Here is a 21,652-nt window from a genome sequence, read left to right on the forward strand (position 1 = left end):
GTCTCTAGTAGACCGCCGCGCATGCTTACGATTTCCAACCTCGACTTCCAGATCGAAGCCCGGCCACTGTTCGAGTCCGCCACGGCGCAGATCTCTGCTGGCTGGAAGGTCGGCCTGGTCGGCCGCAATGGCACCGGCAAATCCACCCTGCTGCGTCTGATCCGCGAAGACGTCGAGAACCCGCGCGCCGACAGCGCCATCCGCCTGAACTCCGGCGCCCGGCTCGGCTGGGTCGCGCAGGAGGTCGCCGCGACGGATGACACCATTCTGGACGTTGTCCTCGCCGCAGACACGGAACGCCACGCGTTGATGCTGGAATCCGAAACCGCGACGGATCCTGACCGGATCGGCGAAATCCATGAACGCCTTCTGGACATCGACGCCTGGACGGCCGAGTCCCGCGCCGCCGAAGTGCTCAACGGGCTCGGTTTCACCACCGAAGACCTTGGCCGCGCGACAAAGGAGTTCTCGGGCGGCTGGCGCATGCGGGCCGCCATTGCCGGCGTCCTGTTCTCCCAGCCAGACTTCCTGCTGCTGGACGAGCCGACCAACTATCTGGACCTTGAAGGCGCTGCCTGGCTGGAATCCTACATCAAGAAATATCCGTATACCGTCTTGATTGTCAGCCATGATCGGGAGCTTCTAAACCGCTGTGTGACGCACACAATGGCGCTGGAGCATCGCAAGCTTTCCATCACACCGGGCGGCTATGATGACTGGCTGAAGCTGCGCGCCGCCAAGCTCGCCCAGCTCGAATCCCAGAAAGCCAAACAGGACAAGGACCGCCAGCACCTGCAGGCATTTGTCGACCGGTTCCGTGCCAAGGCGTCCAAGGCGCGTCAGGCCCAGTCCCGCATCAAGATGCTTGAAAAGATGCAGGACATCTCCATCCCGGTGGAAGACCGCACGACGCCGTTCCATTTCGCCCCGCCTAAGGACAAGCTCGCCCCGCCCATGCTGGAGTTGCGCAATGCCACGCTCGGCTATGGGGAGGACGCGGTCATTCTGGACAAGGTGAACCTTCGTCTGGACCCGGACGACCGGATTGCCATTGTCGGCGCGAACGGACAGGGCAAGACGACGCTGGTCAAATCCATCGGTGAGCGCCTCTCCCTTCTGGGTGGGGAGCGCGTTGTGCCAAAGGCCGTACGGATCGGCTACTTCTCTCAGGACCAGCTGGACGAACTCTCCGAAGGCGATAGCGTGCTGCTACACGTCCAGCGCATCATGCCGCCCGGCACCACGCCGGCAAAAGTGCGCGCCGCCGCTGCCGCAATGGGCTTCAGCCACGAAAAGGTCGAAACCAATGTCGAGAAACTGTCCGGCGGCGAAAAAGTGCGCCTCCTGCTCGGCCTCATGTCGTCGGCCGCGCCGCACATCCTCATCCTGGACGAGCCGACCTCTCACCTCGACATCGACAGCCGCGAGGCGCTCATCTACGCACTGAACGAATTCCCCGGCGCCGTCTTGCTGATCACGCACGATGTCTACCTTGCCGAGGCCACCGCCGACCGGCTCTGGCTGGTCAATAATGGCCGCGCCGCGCCCTATGACGGAGACCTAGCCGACTATCGCGCCCTCGTCATGAAGGCGGACCGCGACGACACCAAGGGCGCGAAGGCGGCCAAGCCTGCCACGCCGAAAGAGATCTCTCCGGAAGAGAAAAAGCATCTCAGCGCCCTGAAGAAAACCGCCCGTGACGCTGAAGAGCGCCTCGACAAGGCGAATACCGCCATTGCGAAGATCGACGCCAAACTGGCAAACGGCACCCCTCCCGCTGACGAACTCGAAAAGTTGCTGAAAGACCGCGCCAGGCATTCCGAAACCGCCGAAGCGGCCGAAATCGAATGGATGGAGGCCGCTGAAGCGCTTGAAACGGCAAATGCATCCAGCGCGGCCTCCTGAGCACCCGACCTGCAGCAACTGCGCCAGCACCGAGACTGCTCAGCAATTGAAATAGACCGTCTTCTGAATATTTTTATTTGATAACGGACCGTCTTTTACTTGCCTCCGGCGTTAACCAACATTAACCTGCTGTCATGGTGGCGGTGGGGCCACTGGCGAGCGCGCAGGCGCTCTTTCGTCTTGGAGACACACAATGAATATCAAGGGACTACTTCTGTCAGCAGCGCTGGCCGCTTTCGCGACTCCGGCCTTGGCGCAATTGAACGTGTACGAAGATTATACGGTCAGCGATTCCGTTTGGTCGATCTCGACAATCAAGGTCGATTCAAACATGGGGGACTATTATCTCGAAGGCATCAAATCGACATGGGTCGAATCCAATGAAGTGGCCAAATCCCTCGGCCACATCGAAGACTACACAATCCTGGTCAGTGCCATGCCGGACAGCGGACATTTCAACATTCTCCTTGGCGTAAAATATGCGAGCATGGCCGACTTGGGGCCTTCGCGGGAAAAATATGATGCGTTCATGACGGCTTGGGGCGAAGCCAATGCGGACATGTCGCGCGAAACGGCAAAGACATATCCCGAGCTCCGCAAAATTACAGGCCAATACCTGATGCACGAGCTCACCATGCTGGACTCCAGCAGCGAGTGACCCCTGATCTGAGGCCCGCTTGCCCATCGGCCGTCGGGCCTCACCTGTCACAAAACCAGCCCCTGTCTCGTCCTGTCTCTGAACCATGCAGGAGACAGTTCCATGATCCGTTCTTTTCTGAATGCCCAGATCCGTAAATTCGGGCGGCGCTTCAATTATGACACCAGCTACATGCATGAAATCTGCGCCGTTTCGCCCGGCGCGGTCTACGGCCTGCTGAAGCTGCCGGAATTCTATCGTTATCGCGGCCCGGCGCTTGGCCAGCCGGTGTGGACCGGCGCATTGCTGGCCTCGACGCTGGATGGCGATTGCGGGCCGTGCGCTCAGCTGGTCATCGACATGGCGCTGGCCGCGGGTGCAGACCGGGAAACCCTGCGCCTGTGCGCCCAAGGCCAGGCCGACAAGGCCGGGGCAATGGGGCTCGGATTCCGCTTTGCGGAGGCCGCTATCAAGGCCGACCCGATGGCTGACAAATTTCGCAGCGAGATCGCCAGGGAATTTGGCGGGAAATGCGCCCTGTCCTGCGCCTTCGCCGCCGCGTCGGGCCGTATCTACCCGGTGCTGAAACGCGGTATGGGCCACGGGCAAGCCTGCCAGAGGCTGGACTTTGGCGATACGATTGTGACACTCGCCGCATGAGCGCCGAAACCGCCATCTTCGAGGCTGAACGCCCCGGCCTGACCGCCCTGTGCTATCGCATGCTGGGCGAGCGGGCCGGCGCGGAAGACGCCGTACAGGACACGTGGCTGCGCTGGCAGCGGACAGACCGTACGCGCATCGAGAACCCCCGTGCCTGGTTGCGTCGCACCGCCGCCCGCATCGCCATCGACGCGCTGCGCTCTGCCCGCGCCCGCCGCGAGACATATCCCGGCCCGTGGTTGCCAGAGCCCATCGTGGAATCGCCGAGCCTGACCGTGGAGGATCGCTTCGCCCTGGCGCAGGAATGTGAGCTCGCCCTGCTCTGGGCCATGGAGCGCCTGTCGGAAACAGAGCGCGCAGCCTTTATCCTGCGCGAAGCCTTCGATGCGGGCTATGACGAAATCGCCGCCGCAACGGGAAAGTCTGAGGCTGCCTGTCGTCAATTGGTCAGCCGTGCTCACAAACGCCTGCAGGAAACCGGCCCGCGCTTTGACGCTGCCCCGTCTGAAGTGGCGGATTTGCTCCAGCGTTTCATGGCCGCCGCCGCTGCACAGGACCACGCCGCCGTGCTGGACCTGCTGTCACCGGATGCCACCGCCTATACAGATGGCGGACGCAAGGCCCGCGCGGCGCTGCGCCCGCTGCATGGCCCGGCGGATATTGTTCAGGTGTTGATGGGTGTAATGATGAAATCAATGCGCGACGGCGAAGACTGGACCATGGAGCCCGCCCTCGCCAATGGCGCCCCCGCCCTGATCCGCAGGCTGAAGGGAAAGGTCGATCTCGTCCTCACCCTCGCCCCGGATTCTTCCGGCCGCATCGCCTGGCTCTACGCCATGCGCAACCCGGACAAACTGCCGCTTTAGACGCGCCGACAGCGCGTTCCCTGAACTCATGGACCAGTCGCCAACAGGTCACCCGCACAATATTGAAAGTCAGTTGCATTCGCATTTCACTGCTGGTAAGCGGGGCCTCATTTATTAGATAATTGAGGGAAACATGTTCAACAAAAAGTTGTTTTGCGGTGCGGCGCTGGTCGCACTGGCCTCCGGCGCCGCGTCCGCGCAGCAGAATGATGAGGCCGAACGTGTCGAAGATACGGTGGTCGTGGTGGGGCAAACGACGAACGTCCTCATTGATTCTGACCAGATTGAACAGTTTCAGGCCAATGATCTGGCCGACATTTTCCGCCAGACGCCCTCCGTCTCCGTTGGTGGCTCTCTTGGCATCGCCCAGAAAGTCTATGTTCGCGGCCTTGAAGACACCCTGCTGAACGTGACGGTGGATGGTGCGCCCCAAACCGGCACCCTCTTCCATCATATCGGACGCGTACAGATCGAGCCGGAACTGCTTAAGGAAGTAGAGCTTCAGGCCGGTGCCGGTGAAGCAACCTCTGGCTTTGGCGCAGTCGGCGGTGCCATCCGCTTCCGTACCAAAAGCGCCAGCGACCTGCTGGATGATGGCCAGACATTTGGCGGCATGGTCCGGGCGGGCTGGTTCAGCAATGATGGCTACAAAGGCAGCCTGACCGCCTATGGCAAACTCGCCGAGAATTGGGACGTGTTGAGCTCGCTCGTCTATGTCGACCGGGAGAACATGGAAGATGGCGACGGGAACACGCTGTTCGGCACCGGCGGCGAGCAGATGCTCGGTTTTGTCAAACTGTCAGGTGAAATCGCCCCCGATCATCACGTCTCCCTCAGCTATGAGAAGCGTGATGAAGAAGGAGAATTCGGGGCCCGTCCGAACTGGCCGGCTCTGGAAGATGACACCTTCTTCCCGGCTGAAGCCGAACGAGAGACGCTCGTCGCCAATTATCGCAATGCGCTCAGCGACGCCGTAAACCTCGACGCCACAGCCTATTATACAGTGTCCGAATTCCGCCAGGACCGGTTCGACAGATGGGGCCTCTACGGCGCGGAAATCGAGACGTTCGGCTTCGATCTGCGCAACACGCACCGCTTTGGCGCGCACGACATCGTCTATGGTGTTGAACACCGCAACGACACCGTCACCAGTGAATACCTCGCCGACGACGCCACCTGGCAATATTGGGCCTGGGATCCCGAAATCGGCGCCTTCGAAGAAGAAGGGGCTCTCTGGGCTGGCTATGTCCAGGGTCACTTCCAGCTGACCGAAGCCTTGCTGCTCAGCCTGGGCGGTCGCTACGATTCCTATGATCTGGATCTTGTCACCTATGATGAGAGCACATCCAGCGACGGCTTCAGCGGAAACATCGGCCTGCGCTACGATTTCACCCCGGACCTGTCGCTGACCGTGGGTCACGGCCAGGCATTCCGGGGCAAGGAAGTCGGCGACGCCTTCACACTGGAGAAACGCCCCGGACGCCTGCGCATCGATCCTGATCTGGATGCAGAACGCGTGGACAATACCGAAGCAGGCCTCGTCTATGACAATGGCCGCCTGCGCGTCGGGGCCTCAATCTTCAGCATGAAGATCGATGATGTGATCCTGGACCAGATCGGCGGCGGCGCGGCGCCGCAGGATTCGATCTATTATGAGAATGTCGGCGAATTCGAGACATCCGGTGTCGAACTCCGGGCAGGTTATAGCTGGAAACGCCTGAGCGCTGACCTGTTCTACACCTCCTACGATTCCGAACTGAATGATCGTGACGTGGAAGGCTATGAGGAAATCGGCCTGGCCAATGCGTCCGGCGATCAGTGGAATTTCAATCTTGCCTGGACTCCGGTCGCCTCGCTCGACCTCGGCCTAAACGTCCGCAAGGTTGAAGCGCTCGACAATATCACGGTTCTGTATCGCGGGGTTGAAATCGGCTGGATTGACTCCCTGCAGACTGTCGACAAGCCCGGATATACGGTCACCGACATCTATGCCGACTGGCGTCCGGATGCGATCGAAGGCCTGCGCCTCAGCATTGGCGTCCAGAACCTGTTCGATGAACAGTATCGTGACCATGCCAGCGTCGCGGATTATGGCAACATTCCCGGTTGGGAAGGGGTCGCCGGCGTTTACGAGGCAGGTCAGGATATCCGTATCACCATCGGATACGATTTCTGATGACGCCAACGGTGTCTCGCAAGCACAAGCGGCCGGGCCTTCGTGTCCGGCCGCTTCTTGTGTTCTGGCACCGCTGGTTCGGCCTGTTCGCGGCTCTGTGGCTGGCGCTGATGGGAATTACCGGGTCGGCCATCGTCTATTATGACGAACTCGACACCTGGATGAATCCAGACCTGCAACGGGTTGAGCGGGGCAACGCGTTTGCGCCGGTGTCTGAATGGGAGGCCACCGCAAACGCTGCCTTTCCAGACCAGTTCGTCCGCTTCGTGGACTTTCCGGAATCCGAAACCCGCAGCGCCCGGCTATCCATGTCCCCCCGACCGGGAACAACCGCAACCGACCTGGAAGCCTACATCGATCCTTACACAGCAGAATTGCTCGGTACGCGCGCGCACGACGTGGTCAGCCTGTCCCCGCGATATCTGATGAACTTCCTGTACGAGCTGCATCTGGACCTTCACCTTGGCCCGATGATGGTCTGGTTCCTCGGCCTTGTCGCCCTGCTCTGGATTCTGGATCATGTCGCCGCGCTCATCCTCTCATTCCCGAATGTCAAGAAATGGATGGCCAGCTTCAAGGTGCGCTGGGGCGCTGGCTCACACAAGGTGAATTTCGATCTTCACCGCGCGGGCGGGCTCTGGTTCTGGCCGGTCACGCTGGTCGTCGCGGTCTCAAGCCTCTACCTCACCTGGTACGAACCCTTCGTTCGCACCGTGGATGCCGTCTCCCCGATTACGCCGAGGGCCATTTTCTCGTTGCCCGCGAGAGAAACAGCGCTCTATGAACCCGCTCTCGATTTCTCAGCGGCACACACACGTGTACAATCCGATTCCGGGCATCCCGATGTGGATATGGCCAGCTACAATCCGCGGCTGGGCGTTTACGAATTGCGCGCCTTTGACCCCCGAGACATTGATGGATATGGCCGTCGCATGATTGTCGTGGACGGCGAGTCTGGAGACATCCTGAGTGACCGTCACAGTACGGAGGGATCTTCCGGAGATGTGTTCATCGCCTGGCAATACCCCCTTCATTCCGGCAAGGCATTCGGCACCATCGGGCGGATCATCATTTTTGCTTCAGGCTTCCTCGTCACGCTTCTATGCGTCACCGGCATCGTGATCTGGGCGAAAAAATTCCGCGCCAGACGCGCCAAATCCTCACCGCGCTAGGCGTGCACGCCTAATTGATGCCCAGCGCCGACACGTCCACGCCCTGCGCGGCGAGGCCACCGATCACGTTTTCCTGTGTGCGCTCCAGATTGTGATGGCGGGCGCTGTCGCGCAGGGCCATCAGGTCTTCCGCGTTCAGCCACTCGCCTGCGCGGATCAGGGCCTCAGGTGCGTGCAAACAGGAACTATCCGCCAGCGGATCACAGGCATAGAGCACAAGATCCGCCGCGCAACCTTCGCGCGCGCAGCCATCCAGCCCCTCACGCTCCAGCACCCGCGCGGGCGCATCCGTCGCCGCCTTCAGGGCCTCAAACGGGGACAGCCCTGCCTCCACCATCAGCTCCAATTCCTCGACTAGGGACAGGCCCGGCACATTGGTGAAGATCCCCGCATCGCTGCCCGCGACCAGCGTGACGCCCGCCTCGTGCAGCCATCTGGTCATGCGCAGGTGAAACGCATCCCGCTCCGCTGTCGGCCCGGCCGGCGCGCCCGACCAGTATTCGTACATGTCGGTTTCCGTGGCCTGCACCAGAGGATTCAATAAGTCCGTCTCCGGACGGGTCAGCGCCGCGCCTTGCGTATCTGCCACGCGCCAGAGATTGTGAAACGCCAGCAGCGTCGGCGTGACCGGCACACCGGCCTCGGCGATCTGTACGGCCAGCGCCCGCGCGGCTACCTCATCCTCCCGGTCGCTCAACCCGTGCCAGACAATCGACTCCACATGCTCGATCGTTTCGAAGCCATCATCAAGGATTTCACTGAACGCAATGTCGAATGGCGCTTCGAACGGCACGCCCGGTCCGCGCACCCCCTCGGGCGTGTGCCCGGTGATGATGAAGCCGCGCGCGTCCGCCTCTTCGCGCACCGCGCCATAGGCCTCGCGGGTGAGATTGGAATACACTTTCAGGCGCGTGAAGCCCTGCTCGGCCTGCCATGCGATGGCGGCGCGCGCATCATCAGCCGTCTCCACCAATTGATGGTTCACCTGCGCATTCGGCCCGGCGCTGTTCAGGATCGGCCCGGTGGTGACAAGGTGCGGCCCCATCACGGCGCCTGCCTCGATCTGCTCGGCCAGTGTCAGGTGAAACGGCAGGCCTGACATGTTGCGCACCCGCGTTACGCCCCAGGAGAGATACGCCCCAAGCTCCGCCTCATCCCAGACATGAACATGCATGTCGGTCAGGCCGGGGATCATGGTCAGCCCGCTGGCGTCCTGTTCCACTGTCGCGGTCAGGCCCGTCCGCGTCTCCGCAACGGCCAGAACCCCGCCATCGCCAATCAGGACGAAGGCACTGTCGCGCACCTCAGGGGCCTCGCCTGAAAAATCGATCACGCGAACATTGGAAACCAGCAGGTCACCTCGCAGGGGCTGCGTCTCCGGCCCCGGCGAGGCACACGCCGCAACCAGTGCGCAGAGCGCCGCACCGCCCCATATCCCGAATTGCCGCATATACATCTCCCTGACCGGCTGCGAGTCGATCAGACTATAACCGCGCAGGAAGCTGGAACCAGCCCGACAATGGAAAGAGGTGTCTGAGCCAGCGGCGCTAGCTCAGCGCGCGCCAGCCAATGTCGCGACGGCAGAAGCCTTCAGGCCAGTCAATCTGCTCGACGCCGGCATAGGCGCGGTCGACGGCCTCTTTCAGCGTTTCGCCACTGGCCGTGACGTTCAGCACGCGCCCGCCATTGGCCACCAGCGCGCCGCTTTCATCAATATCGGTGCCCGCATGGAACACGGTGACGCCCGGCAATTCATTGGCCGGTTTCACGCCGCGAATGATGGAGCCCTTGGCATAGCTGCCCGGATAGCCTTCCGTGGCCAGAACAATCGTTGCTGTCGGCTCGAACCCGTCCAGCTCCAGCAGCGCTTCGAAGGCCTCTTCATTGCCCTCCAGGCCGCCCGTCGCCGCGCCGAGGATTGCCGGCACGATGTCGCCCTTCAGGCCTTTCATCAGGACCTGGCATTCAGGGTCTCCGAACCGCGCATTGAACTCCACGACTTTCGGCCCGGACTCAGTCACCATGATGCCGACATAGAGAACGCCCTGATACGGCATGCCGTCCGCCTTCATGCCTTTCAGCATGGGCTGCACGATCTCTGCCTTCACGCGGGCAAGAATTTCATCGGTCACCACCGGCGCCGGGGCGTAGGCGCCCATGCCGCCCGTATTCGGCCCGGTATCGCCATCGCCCGCGCGCTTGTGATCCTGCGCCGCTGGCAGGTAAACCGCGCCGGCGCCATCGGTGATCACGAAGATGCTGGCTTCCTCGCCATGCATGAATTCCTCGATCACCAGCGTTGCGGAGGCATCGCCAAACTTGCCGGACAGCATCTCGTCGATCTCGGCGTCGGCCTGCTCCAGCGTCTCGGCAATCACCACGCCCTTGCCCGCGGCCAGGCCATCGGCCTTCAGCACATAGGGCGCTTCCAGTGTGCGCAGATAGGATTTCGCCAGCACCGGATCGGTAAACTCGCCATAGGCCGCGGTCGGTACGCCATATTGCACCATACGCGCCTTGGAGAACGCCTTGGAGCTTTCCAGCTGCGCCGCTTGCTGGCTGGGCCCGAACACGTCAAAGCCCCGCGCCCGCAAGATGTCTGCAAGCCCCTCGGCCAGTGGCGCTTCCGGTCCGATGACCACAAGGTCCGGCTCCACCTGCAGCGTCAGCTGCACCAGCTTGTCGATATCGGTGACAGCCACATCGAAACAGGGGCCGATCTCGTCCATGCCGGGATTGCCCGGTGTCGAGTGAACCATGTCCACCAGTGGCGATTGCGCCATTTTCCACGCCAGGGCGTGTTCACGCCCGCCCGATCCGATCAGAAGAATGTTCATGGCCGCGCTCATTGCGCGGGTTGGCCCCCGGAATCAAGCCCTCAGCGGCGCAGACCGCTCACACCGCCCGCCACCGCCGCCTTTGCTGGCAGAGCAAGATGGGGAAAGTGGCAACCCTATCCTCATCCATTTCGTGCCCTCACCCGAAAAATTATATTAATTTACAAGGTATTGATACCCTCCCACCTGGCGCGCTCCCGCTGCCAATCCGGCGCGGCAGGGCGTCTGTCAGGGTCAGGGCCATGCAAGCGCGTTCTGACTCCTCCCTGTTTGGCCTGATCGAGTTCTGGTGGTCCGTGGCCAGCTATCTCGCCTCGTCGGCGCAGACCGGGCTCGGCCTCTGGCCCGTTCCGGCCAAGCCCTTCCTGACCCGCGCAGAGCATGAGCGCCTTGGCGGCCTCGTCACCTTCCTGGAAGCCATCCTGCGCCGCCTGCTCTATCTCGAAGCCGAGGATCTGGGGGGCCTTCCATCACGCTCGCTCAACGGGATTGTTTCGGTGCCGACACGCCCCCAACCGCACCAGGACGTCCTGCCCGGCAAAGCCCTTGGGTCAGAGCCGCGCTTCAGGCTGATGGAATCGACGCCGCGCAAGGCGACCAATCCCCCACCGAAACAGTTCCGCACCGGGCCGCGCATACGCTTCCTGGACGAGCCCGCACCGGTTGACCTTCGGGATTATCCCGCGCTGCCGACTGACATTTTGCCTAGCGGAATTCTCATCCGCCGACTGCGGGCGATTAACCATGCACTGGACCATCCGGGCCAATATATAACCCGGATGCGCCGTCTGATCGGTGCGGCCGCGCCCGTCTTGCGCACGGCCTGCCCACCTGTGTTCAGGTCGCGCAGACTGAAGCATCTACAACAGGAAAGCGCCCGCGATCTGCACGCTGTTGCGATGATGGCGCACGCTCCGGACACGTCCTGAACCCGCCTGAAATCCATCCTTTCCGCGCGAAGCCCACCGGCTGTCGCGCCGCCTGTGCTGGTTAACATATCCTTTCCGGGGCCGGATCATTTGGCTGGCATGGTTTTACCGAGAAGTTATCCCGATCTGCGATGGTACGGCGTGAACCTAAAAAGGCCAGGTGAGGCTATCTCAGGGGTGGGAACCATGATTATCCTGAATTTTGCGGCAGCACAGCTCAAAACGTTGCGCCGTCTGAAAGACGAAACCGAAGGCAATGTCGCGATCATTTTCGCGCTGTTGACCATTCCGCTTTTCCTGCTGATGGGATTTGCGATTGACCTTCAACAGGTCAACACCGCGAAGAACCGTGTGCAGTATATTCTCGACAGCGCGGTGATCGCCGGCGCGCGGGAAATGCAGGAGGGCAAGTCAGACACTCAGATCAAGGCCTACATCCTGAACTATTTCGAATCCGCGATGAAGGCTCAGGGCATGGCGACAGATTGCGCTGACCCCGTCTCCACCATTGCCAGCGAATCCCAGGACATTTCCGTTACGGTGCGCTGTGACCAGCCGACCTCGATCATGCAGATCACCGGCACGAAAGAGCTGACCTTTGGCGTCACTTCCGCATCGACCTATGGTATCGGCAAGGTTGATATTGCCTTTGTGTTCGACGTCTCCGGCTCCATGGGCGGCAGCAAGATGACCGCCCTGAAAGATGCCGCTGAAACGGCAGTTGATGTGCTTATCCCCGTCAAGGATGACGGCACGACCGGCGAAGTTCGCATCGGCATGGCGTCCTATTCCTCGATGGTCGATGCTGGCAGCGACTATTTCCTCAAGGCTACCGGCAAGACGCCTATCCGTATCTACACGGAGACCTATACAACTCGCGAGTTCGTCGGCTACGAATATGTCTGTACCCGGTACCGCCGTAATGGAAGCTGCCGCAGGTGGGGCTACGAAGCCATCTATGATGATGTTGAAAAAACAGCCACGAAGACCGTCAACAATACTTGCGTGAAAGAGCGAATTGGAGACGACGCCTTCACGGATGCTGATCCCGGCCCGTATGCGTGGATCGAAGCGGCCGAGGCCTACATCCAGCGCGACCGTGACGGCGACCCATACACTGACTATTACGGAAATCCGTACTGGACGGTGGAAAGCTGCAACCCGATCGGCCCTCAACCCATGACGGCCAACCGCGACAAGCTGTATGATTATATCGACGATCTGAACGCGAGTGGCGGCACGGCCGGTCACCTCGGCATCGCCTGGGGCTGGTATCTGATCGCGCCGGATTGGGATACGGTCTGGCCGGCTGGCTCTGATCCCTACCCGTACGACGAGCCGGACTCTGCCAAGGCCATGATCATCATGACGGATGGTGAGTTCAACCAGGAGTACAACACCTCTGAAGGCGACTCCTTCGACCAGTCCAAGAAGATGTGCGACGGCATCAAGGAACAGGGCATCAAGGTCTATACCGTGGCCTTCAGCGCCCCGCGGGCCGGCCGCGAGATCCTGGCCTATTGCGCCTCCGGGGAGGAGTTCACCTTCACCCCTGACAGCTCCGAAGAGCTGAAGGAAGCCTATACGAAGATCGCCCAGTCGATCTCCGACCTGCGCATCCGCTACTAATCCGGAAATCAGGCAGCGCTCCCCCGGGGGCGGTGCCAATTCCGACATCAAATTTTCTCTATTGAAATCAGACGCTTGTGCGACAGGCCCGCACAGGCGCGGCGCAAGAGCGCCGAAATTGACAGCGCGCACTCGCTCACATTGATCTGAATTGTAGACAGGCCCCGAACTTCCGTCATAATGCAGTTTGAAAACAGCGCGCTCGGCGCTGCACAAACCCTGATCGGGAGCCCCGTCATGAAGCGGGATGTTTTGTCTAGCGCTCCCTCGCCGGTTGCGAACACGCCTGCCTTGTCGGCAGACGAGAGTTCCTGGCTTAGCGCCATCATCACGTCGTCCACCGACGCCATCATTTCCAAGACCACAGACGGCATCATCGCCAGCTGGAACCCAGCGGCTGAACGCCTGTTCGGCTATGCCCCTCAGGAAGTGATCGGCAAGTCCATTCGCCTGCTGATCCCCGAAGACAGGCAGACGGAAGAGGATGAAATCCTCACAGCGATTCAGGCGAACAAGACGGTCACGAATCTGAGGACAGTCCGCCGACACAAGGACGGCCATGATTTGCACATCATGGTCACCGTCTCCCCCATCCATGATTCAAACGGCAAGATCGTCGGTGCCTCAAAGATCGTGAGGGACCTGTCCGCCGAGCTCGAAAGCCGCGAAAAGCTTGAGCAGAGCGAAACCCAGTTCAAGGCCCTGGCCGACAACATCCCCCAGCTTGCCTGGATGTGCGATCCGGAAGGACAGATCTTCTGGTACAACAAGCGCTGGTATGAATTCACAGGCGCTGATGAATCGACCACGCTGGGGCATGGCTGGAAGTCCGTTCACCATCCCGAACATGAAGCGCGCGCGACCGAGCATTTCCTCAGCTCCCTCAAGAGGGGCGAAGTCTGGGAAGATACATTCCCCTTGCGCGGCAAGGATGGAAAGTTCCGCTGGTTCCTTTCCCGCGCCCATCCGATCAGAGGTGATGACGGCAACATCATCATGTGGTTCGGCACCAACACGGATGTGACCGACCAGAAACAGCGCGAGGAGCGTATTCAGCTCCTTCTGGGTGAAGTGAACCACCGCGCCAAGAACATGCTGACCCTGGTTCAGGCAATCGCACGCCAGACGATGGCCAGCGGCGAAAACTTCCTGGACCGCTTCTCAGAGCGCATGCGCTCTCTGGCATCCAGCCAGGATTTGCTGGTCAGCTCCGGCTGGCGCGGCGCGCGCGTGGAAGACATCATGAGCTCCCAGCTCGCCCATCTGGAAGACTTCATTGGCACCCGGATCATCCTGAATGGCCCGCATGTCCGCCTCACCTCGGCGGCGGCTCAATCGCTGGGCATGGCACTGCATGAGCTGGCCACCAATGCCGGCAAGTATGGCGCATTGTCCAATGATACCGGTCAGGTGCACATCACCTGGAACATCCGAACGGATGAGGATGTAAACCGGTTCGAGATCAACTGGATCGAAAGTGGCGGCCCCCCCGTTGAAGCGCCTGAGCGCCGGGGATTTGGCTCAACCGTTATCGAAAAGATGACGCGCATCGCATTCGGCTATCCCGTGAAGCTGGAATTCCCGCCGGAGGGCCTGCAATGGCACCTCTTCAGCGTCGATGACCGCGTTTTTGAATCCGACTTCGTGCCAGAGCCGTCAAAGTCAGAGGCGCCTGATCCGCAATCCGTGGCCCCCGTTTCCGGGACACAGCAATCCCCGAGCGCCCATCGCCGGGTGCTCGTGGTTGAGGATGAGGCGATCATCGCCATCGACATGGCGGCCGCACTGGAAGATGCCGGTTATGCCGTCATCGGGCCGGTCGGCTCTGTGTTCGAGGCGATGCAGTTGCTGGATGAGACACCTTGCGACTGCGCCGTGCTGGACATCAATCTGGCAGGGGAAACCTCCGCGCCTGTGGCCGGACGGCTGCTGCAACAGGGCGTTCCGTTTGTGACCGTCTCTGGCAACACGCCGGAAACCAGCGGCGCGGAATTCAGTCAGGCACCTTTCCTGTCAAAGCCAATCATCACGAGCAAGCTGCTGACCCAATTGTCCCGCATGCTTACTGAAACGGCTCCGCAAACTCGTTAGCGGCGTCCTCATAAGATGAGGGCAGCAATTGGGTATGGATCGTCACGATCAGCCCGTCATCCGTATATTCACGCTCAACCCGCGTGCGCGGGAACATCTTGAAGATCTGCGTTCCGAAACCTGTCCGGGCAGGTGGCTGAACCGGGCCCACACCCGTTTCTTTCCAGACGGAAACCACAATATTGTCTTCCAGCTTCCAGCTGAGATGGAGATGGCCGCCGGGCACGGAGAAACATCCAAACTTGCGCGCGTTGGCTGCGAGCTCGTGCGCAATCATCGCGGCATCCTTGCTCGCCTTCACGGTGAGCAGGAAATCTGGGCCATCCAGTGTGAAGCGGCTCGCATTCCGTCCGACGGTCGCAATCAGTTCGCTCTCCAGAATGTCCCGCAGCCTGAGACCGCGCCAATTCCGGCGGCTCAGCTCGAAATAGGTCCGGCTCATGGACGCCAGCCGCTCGTTGAAATCCTTGACATACGTGCCAACGTCGTCTGCGCTTTCGCCTGAAATCCGGGACGTGGCCATGATTACCGCAAACATGTTGCGGATGCGGTGGGCCAGTTCGTTTTCCATATAGTCGTTCTGGCGCTTCAGCTCGACTTGCGTGGTAATGTCTTCCGCCCGCTGGATCATGTGCGTGACATTGCCGTCCTCATCATAGTGAGGGTCCTGAACGGCCTGCCAGACGCGAGTCTCAACTGTGCCATCCGGCATGATAAGTTCGTAAGGCTGGGCTTCGAGCGTCGTACGTTTGCCGCTGAAGACTTCCCGGAATTTCGCCTCCACCGGTTCCTGGCGGCCCCTCACATCGGGGAAGATGTCGAATATGTACTGTCCCGCCAGACGCTCCCAGTCAGTTTCTGTGGCGGTCATGTATGCGTCGTTGGCGTAGGCGAAGCGCAGATCCTTGTTCAGAATCATCATGGGCATGGCCCAGGAGTCGGCCACATCCCGAAACAGCTTTTCGCCAAAACTGTCCGGCATTGAATCGTGACGTGTCATGCGAATGTTTTTACCTCGTACACCCCGAACTTTCATCAAATCTGTTAACAGTGAGTGACCACATCTGCACCCCTGAAGAACACTTGCCCTGCCCGGCATCCCCTATATGACTGTGATCATGCCGTCTGATACGCCCCCCCCCTCCAATGATGCCGCCCTGTCGGTTTCCGACCTCGCCGCCAGCCTGAAGCGCACGGTTGAGACCAATTACGATCATGTGGTCGTCCGCGGCGAATTGGGCCGCGTCACCCTTGCCCGGTCCGGTCACATGTATTGCGATCTGAAAGACGACAAGGCCGTGCTGAATACGGTGATGTGGAAGGGACAGGTCAACCGCCTGCCCTTCAAGCCGGAAGAGGGTCTCGAAGTCATCGCGACGGGCCGTTTATCCATCTATGAGGGCCGATCCAACTACCAGATGATCGCCTCTTCCATGCGCCCGGCAGGCGCTGGCGCACTGATGGCCCTGCTGGAGGAGCGGAAGAAAAAGTTCGCCGCCGAAGGCCTGTTCGCCCCCGAGCACAAGAAGAAACTGCCCTACCTGCCCCGAACGATTGGCGTGGTCACCAGCCCGACCGGGGCCGTGATCCGGGATATCCTGCACCGCATCCGCGACCGGTTTCCGGTGCGCGTCATTGTCTGGCCAGCACTGGTTCAGGGTGACAGCGCTGCCGGACAAATCACAGCGGGGATCGAAGGCTTCAATGCCATGACCGGCGCTGACCGTCCGGACGTGCTGATCGTCGCGCGGGGGGGTGGCTCGATCGAAGATCTCTGGCCATTCAACGAGGAAAACGTCGTTCGCGCGGCCTTCAACAGCGAGATCCCGCTGATCTCTGCAGTGGGGCATGAGACTGACACAACGCTCATCGATTACGTATCCGACGCTCGCGCGCCGACCCCGACCGGAGCGGCAGAAATTGCTGTGCCTGTTCGCTCTGAATTGCTGCTGATGACGGGAGAGCATGGCGAGCGCCTGAAGCGCGCGCTCGCCCGCCGCACCGGCCAATCACGCGACAAGCTGGCGGCAGCGCGCCTGCCCCGCCCCGAATCCCTGCTGCAGGCCAAGCGCCAGCGGCTCGACTATGCCAGCGCGAGCCTTCCCAAGGCGGCGCTCGCGCTCGTTCAGAAAGCCCGCCTGCGGGTCTCCCGGCTGGCGATCAGCCCGGCCAGTCTCAACGCCGAAATCCGGGCCTCGAAACAGCGCCTGCGTGACACAGCCGTCCGCGCGCGCCCGGCGCTCAACCGCCTGATCGAAGCCCGCCGGAACACGCTGGCCGCACAAGGCAAACTGCTGGAAACACTGTCCTATCAGTCAACACTGAAGCGCGGCTATGCCATCGTGCGCGATACCGATGGCAATCTTGTTCGCTCCGCGACGGCCGCCGCCTCCACACCCAGCTTCAAGGTCAGCTTCGGTGATGGCGATGTCATGGCGCGCCCGGACGGAGCCGCGCCGCCTTCGCCACCGCCTGCGCCGCCAGTTCCAAAAGCGGCAAAGCCAACGAAGCCGAAGACTGATCAGGGCTCCCTCTTCTAGTCAGAATCAGGGCCGGGCTTACCGGACCTCCCCCTACGGAACGTCCATCAAGACATCTCCAACAAAGTGCTCGCTATTTAATCAGTGCTGCACATACGAAAAAATAGTGATATTTCGACACCCGAGCGAATGTCTGATTTTGTTCATCCGCATACCTTTCCGCAGTATCAAAAAGTGTATCTCCAATAAGGTTTTGTGATGATTTCGTCCAAAGCTTGTGCGTCGCACAAAACTGAAACCTTCTCGAACTTTCTGTTGTAAAACTTTGATTTGAGCCGGTTTGAGCCGCTGAGTAGGCAGCGCCCGACTGCGCACAGTGCGCCTAGTTAACGGGTCAAATCATGAAACACTCTTATCTTACCGCGACGGCAATTGCCGCTCTTGGTCTCTCCGGACAATTGTCCGCTCACGCACAGGAAACCAGCGCCGAAAAGGCTCGTCACCTGGAAGTCGTCACCGTGACGACACAGAAGCAGCAACAGGCGCTCATCGACGTTCCAATCAACGTGTCTGTGGCAGACCAGGCCCTGATCGACCTGCTCGCGGCCGATGATTTCGAAGACCTTGGCAACTTCGTTCCCGGCCTGCAGGTGCAGGCCCAAAGCCTCAACGCGCCGAGCTACTCCCTGCGCGGTGTGGTGTCGGATGGTGGTACGCCCCGCGTGGCCATGTTCCAGAATGGTGTGGCGATCGGCAATGTGGGGTTTGCCACCAATCTCGCCATCTATGACATGGAGCGGGTTGAGGTTGTCAAAGGCCCCCAAGCCACTCTGTTCGGCCAGGGCGCGCTGGTTGGCGGCGTGAACTTCATCCAGAACCGCGCCTCCCTGTCCGGCAATTCCGGCAAAGCCTCCATCGAAGGCGGTGACTACAGCTTCGTCCGCGCGGAAGGCCACTACAACTACGTCATCAATGACACGCTTGCCCTGCGCGTTGCGGGTCAGCTGAAGAACATGGACGGCTATGTGCCGAACACCGCCAACTCTCCGGACCTGATGGGACAGGACACGCTTGCCCTGCGCACCGCCCTTCACTGGGAGCCGAGCCCGCAGCTGCGCGCCGACCTGTTCGTCAACTATCAGGACGATGATTCCACCGGCACCCAGTTCACGTCCGGCTTCTTCGAGGTAAACGGGAAGGTCGATCCATACGGCGCAACGGCCATGAACGTGAATGATGATCAGGTCCGCAGCAAGCTCGGCAATGATCGTGAGCTGTTCTATGTCACCGCCAACGTCGAATACGACCTCAACGATGACTGGTCGCTGACCTCCCTCACCGACTATCGCAACCTGTTCTCGAATGAAGCGTGGGACTCTGATGGTGTCGAGTTCAACCTGCTTCAATTCTATCAGGGCCGCCAGGCCAATACGTTCAGCCAGGAATTGCGCCTGAACTATGATGCCGGTGGCAAGCTGTCGGCCTTTTTCGGCGGAAACTATTTCACTGTGAACGGCAAGGATGAGCTGCGCTTCTCCACGGATGAAGCTTACGCTCAATCCCTGTTTGCACCGAGCCTCGCAGGTGCCGCTGGCCTGACCGTTGAGCAGGTTCAGGGCGCGCTGACACTGGCCGGTATCCCGGGCGGTGCAAACTTCGGCAGCTTTGATACGCCTCTTCAGTACTCTGCTCTGGCAGCCCTGCTGCAAGGCGCGCTGGTACCGCTTTACGGTGAGCATCTGGAACAGCAAATCTCCACCGACGAACGCGACACATATGACCTGTTCGGCGATGTGACCTATCAGCTGACAGATCGCCTCGAACTGACAGGTGGCCTTCGCTACACCAAGGAAGACCTGGCGGCGAGCTCCGTTGCAGCTGTCCTCAAGAGCAACCCGTATCTCGGCGGCCTCAATGGTGTGACCCTGGCGCCTTCCCTGCTGCTGAGCGCTGATCGCCTCAACAACAAGGCTACCGGATCAGAAGAAACGGATGGTGCGTTCACATGGCGCCTGAATGCCGCCTATCGCGTATCTGACAATGTGAACACCTGGGTCGCCTACGGCCGGGGCCGTCGCCCGGAAGTGCTCTCCGCTTCTGGTGCAAGCTATGATGTCATCGACGCGGAAACGCTGGACAATGTCGAGGCCGGTGTGTTCGCCCGTCTCTGGGATAATCGCGTCCAGATGACCAGCTCGGTCTATTATGGTGAGTACAAGGACTTCCAGACCACGCGCTTTGACCCGATCAACGGCGTCTTCATCACCGAAAATTCCGGTAACGCCACCCAGTATGGCTTCGAATTCGATGGTCAGGCCCTGGTCACGGACAATATCCGCCTGCTCGGCACATATGCCTACACGCATTCGGAATATGATGACAAAGACGACAACGGAAACCCGCTCCAGTTCGCTGGCAACAGCTTCCGGATCAGCCCGGAGCACAGCTTCTCGCTGGCGGCTGACATCACGATCCCGGCTGGCGAACGCGGCGATTTCTCGATCGTGCCGAGCTATGTCTGGAAAGATCATCACTATTTCGAAGATGACAATGGCTACAATTATGCCGCTAATGGAAATGGTGGATTCATCCGCGTTCGTGAAGCCTATCCGGACGGCACCTTTGTCGAGGAAGAACAGGACGCATATGGCATCGCCAACCTCCGCATCGGCTTCGACAGCGCAGACGATCAGTGGGGCGTCTACTTCCTGGGCGAAAACATCTTCGATGAGGAATACCTGATCGACGTGGGCAACACGGGCGGTGCCTTTGGCCTGCATACCATCATCCGCGGCAAGCCGCAGATGCTGAAAGCCGGTGCCTATATCAAGTTCTAGGCTGACTACATACCGGGGCGGGCCCGTGCTCGCCCCGATCCTCCAGACAGGACTATGAACCATGAAGAAATATTTCCTCCTCGGCGGCCTGTTGCTGGCTGCCTGCAATCCGGCGGCTGAAACGATTGCGCCTGTGGATGCCCCGGCTGAAGCGCCAGCAGAAGCAGCTCCGGCCGACGCAAGCGACACCGAAACCGCGCTAAAGACCCTCACGGGCGAGCCGCCTGTCATCATCGCCCATCGCGGCGCAAGCGGCCTTTATCCCGAGCACACGCTGAAAGCCTATCAGGTCGCCATCGATCAGGGGGCTGACTTCATCGAACCGGATCTGGTGATGACCAAGGATGGCGTTCTCGTTGCCAACCATGATGGCTACCTGTCCGACACGACAAACATTGCCGATCATGAAGAATTCGCCGATCGCAAAAGCGTGCGTAAAACGCCTCTGGGCGACAAGGAAGACTGGTGGTCTGACGATTTCACCCTCGCTGAGCTGAAGACGCTGAATGTCATCCAGCGCGTTGAAGGCCGCCCGCAAGACTATAACGACCAGTTCCGGATTGCGACGTTTGACGAGATCATCGACCTGGTTGAAGAGAATGCCGCGCAAGGCCGGAAGGTCGGCCTGCACATCGAGGCCAAATGGCCTTCCAATTTCTCTGCGGCCGGGCTCGACATGGTCGATCCGATCCTGAACACGATTGAAGAGCGCGGCCTCGTCGAAGCGGGCATTCCGATCTTCATCCAGTGCTTTGAGCCGGACTTCCTCGCCAAGGTCGCCGCTAAGAGCGACCTGACACTCGTACAGAACCTCGTCGGCCCGCCCTACGCGGCCCTGCTCGGCCTGGACATGAATCTGGAAGACATTCCGACAGCAGGCGTCGGCGCTCACAAGGCAATGATCCTGACCCCTGAAGGCGGGACGACAGACTTCGTTGAACGCGCCCACGCCCTCGGCAAGATCGTGCATGTCTACACGGTGCGCGATGATGAACCGGCAGAAGGATTCGCATCAGCTGAAGAGGAGTTGAAAGTCCTCATCGAAGCTGGTGTCGACGGCATCTGGACCGACTATCCCGAAACCGCCGTGATTGTTCGCAAGGATTACGAATAGCACGACAGCGCTTTCAAAAAGCGAAAGGCCGACGCTCCAGAACGGAACGTCGGCCTTTTTCATACCCGCCTGTCGAGGCGAGATCTGCTTAGCTGATGTCTTCCGACAGCACGGTCATCTGGAACTGGTAGGACGTTTCGCCCTCGTCCACATCCTTGTAGACCACGGCCAGGAATTCGGCGCCGAGATAGCACTCAACGGAATCATCGGTCTTGTCACGCGCAACCAGGCGAAGGCCCGGGTGCAGTTTTTCCTTGAGATAGGCTTCAAGGCGCAGCGTTTCTTCGCGCTCCATGGGTCGGGCTCCTCTTGGGTCTTT

16 protein-coding genes are annotated in these 21,652 nt (G+C 60.4%); 12 read left to right on the forward strand and 4 right to left on the reverse strand.

Annotated features, from left to right (window positions below; genetic code table 11):
- Positions 1–21: 21 nt before the first annotated feature.
- The 6 genes from HF931_RS14925 to HF931_RS14950 all read left to right on the forward strand — a co-directional run bounded on the left by HF931_RS14925 (position 22) and on the right by HF931_RS14950 (position 7,416).
- Positions 22–1,905 carry an ABC-F family ATP-binding cassette domain-containing protein gene (locus HF931_RS14925; protein ID WP_273240795.1) on the forward strand — a complete coding sequence of 628 codons (1,884 nt, stop codon included), beginning with the start codon at positions 22–24 and terminating at the stop codon, positions 1,903–1,905.
- A gap of 193 nt (positions 1,906–2,098) precedes the next feature.
- Entirely contained in the window at positions 2,099–2,563 is a 465-nt protein-coding gene (locus tag HF931_RS14930) for a hypothetical protein (protein ID WP_035550085.1), read from the forward strand.
- Positions 2,564–2,665: 102 nt separating this feature from the next.
- Positions 2,666–3,202 carry a hypothetical protein gene (locus HF931_RS14935; protein ID WP_273240798.1) on the forward strand — a complete coding sequence of 179 codons (537 nt, stop codon included), beginning with the start codon at positions 2,666–2,668 and terminating at the stop codon, positions 3,200–3,202.
- Positions 3,199–4,068, forward strand: a complete 870-nt coding sequence (gene sigJ, locus HF931_RS14940) for an RNA polymerase sigma factor SigJ (protein WP_273240800.1) — start codon at positions 3,199–3,201, stop codon at positions 4,066–4,068. The genes HF931_RS14935 and sigJ overlap by 4 nt, the downstream gene beginning before the upstream one ends.
- 133 nt (positions 4,069–4,201) lie before the next feature.
- Positions 4,202–6,244, forward strand: coding sequence for a TonB-dependent receptor domain-containing protein (locus HF931_RS14945; RefSeq protein WP_273240802.1), 2,043 nt, complete (start codon positions 4,202–4,204; stop codon positions 6,242–6,244).
- Positions 6,244–7,416, forward strand: a complete 1,173-nt coding sequence (locus HF931_RS14950; protein WP_273240803.1) for a PepSY-associated TM helix domain-containing protein — start codon at positions 6,244–6,246, stop codon at positions 7,414–7,416. The genes HF931_RS14945 and HF931_RS14950 overlap by 1 nt, the downstream gene beginning before the upstream one ends.
- A gap of 10 nt (positions 7,417–7,426) precedes the next feature.
- Here HF931_RS14950 and HF931_RS14955 read toward each other — a convergent pair whose 3' ends face one another.
- Both HF931_RS14955 and purD read right to left on the reverse strand, forming a co-directional pair.
- Entirely contained in the window at positions 7,427–8,866 is a 1,440-nt protein-coding gene (locus HF931_RS14955; RefSeq protein ID WP_273240804.1) for an amidohydrolase family protein, read from the reverse strand.
- 97 nt (positions 8,867–8,963) lie between these two features.
- The gene (gene purD / locus HF931_RS14960) at positions 8,964–10,253 is read right to left on the reverse strand and encodes a phosphoribosylamine--glycine ligase (protein WP_273240805.1); all 1,290 of its coding nucleotides are present in this window, start codon (positions 10,251–10,253) and stop codon (positions 8,964–8,966) included.
- Positions 10,254–10,495: 242 nt separating this feature from the next.
- Here purD and HF931_RS14965 point away from each other — a divergent pair, with 242 nt between their 5' ends.
- The 3 genes from HF931_RS14965 (at position 10,496) to HF931_RS14975 (ending at position 14,902) form a co-directional block, all read left to right on the forward strand.
- The gene (locus tag HF931_RS14965) at positions 10,496–11,182 is read left to right on the forward strand and encodes a hypothetical protein (RefSeq protein ID WP_273240807.1); all 687 of its coding nucleotides are present in this window, start codon (positions 10,496–10,498) and stop codon (positions 11,180–11,182) included.
- Positions 11,183–11,368: 186 nt separating this feature from the next.
- Positions 11,369–12,811 carry a pilus assembly protein gene (locus HF931_RS14970; protein ID WP_273240809.1) on the forward strand — a complete coding sequence of 481 codons (1,443 nt, stop codon included), beginning with the start codon at positions 11,369–11,371 and terminating at the stop codon, positions 12,809–12,811.
- A gap of 237 nt (positions 12,812–13,048) precedes the next feature.
- Positions 13,049–14,902 (forward strand): PAS domain S-box protein, encoded by a 1,854-nt coding sequence (locus HF931_RS14975; RefSeq protein ID WP_273240811.1) that lies wholly within the window; start codon positions 13,049–13,051, stop codon positions 14,900–14,902.
- Here HF931_RS14975 and HF931_RS14980 read toward each other — a convergent pair.
- The gene (locus tag HF931_RS14980; protein ID WP_273240813.1) at positions 14,874–15,902 is read right to left on the reverse strand and encodes a sensor histidine kinase; all 1,029 of its coding nucleotides are present in this window, start codon (positions 15,900–15,902) and stop codon (positions 14,874–14,876) included. The two genes, HF931_RS14975 and HF931_RS14980, sit on opposite strands and share 29 nt — an antisense overlap.
- Before the next feature lie 106 nt (positions 15,903–16,008).
- On the opposite strand from HF931_RS14980, the gene xseA reads away from it, so the two are divergent.
- The 3 genes from xseA (at position 16,009) to HF931_RS14995 (ending at position 21,333) form a co-directional block, all read left to right on the forward strand.
- Positions 16,009–17,442, forward strand: a complete 1,434-nt coding sequence (xseA, locus tag HF931_RS14985; RefSeq protein WP_273240815.1) for an exodeoxyribonuclease VII large subunit — start codon at positions 16,009–16,011, stop codon at positions 17,440–17,442.
- 341 nt (positions 17,443–17,783) lie between these two features.
- Complete coding sequence (locus HF931_RS14990) at positions 17,784–20,219, forward strand: TonB-dependent receptor (RefSeq protein WP_273240817.1); 2,436 nt, start codon at positions 17,784–17,786, stop codon at positions 20,217–20,219.
- 61 nt (positions 20,220–20,280) lie between these two features.
- Positions 20,281–21,333, forward strand: a complete 1,053-nt coding sequence (locus HF931_RS14995) for a glycerophosphodiester phosphodiesterase family protein (protein WP_273240819.1) — start codon at positions 20,281–20,283, stop codon at positions 21,331–21,333.
- A gap of 88 nt (positions 21,334–21,421) precedes the next feature.
- On the opposite strand, the gene HF931_RS15000 is transcribed toward HF931_RS14995, so the two are convergent.
- On the reverse strand, positions 21,422–21,628 hold the full coding sequence (locus tag HF931_RS15000; protein WP_027836519.1) for a DUF3126 family protein: 207 nt from the start codon (positions 21,626–21,628) through the stop codon (positions 21,422–21,424).
- Between the last annotated feature and the right edge of the window lie 24 nt (positions 21,629–21,652).

Origin of the sequence: Hyphomonas atlantica corrig. (assembly GCF_017795365.1) — a bacterium.
Taxonomy (GTDB): domain Bacteria; phylum Pseudomonadota; class Alphaproteobacteria; order Caulobacterales; family Hyphomonadaceae; genus Hyphomonas; species Hyphomonas atlantica.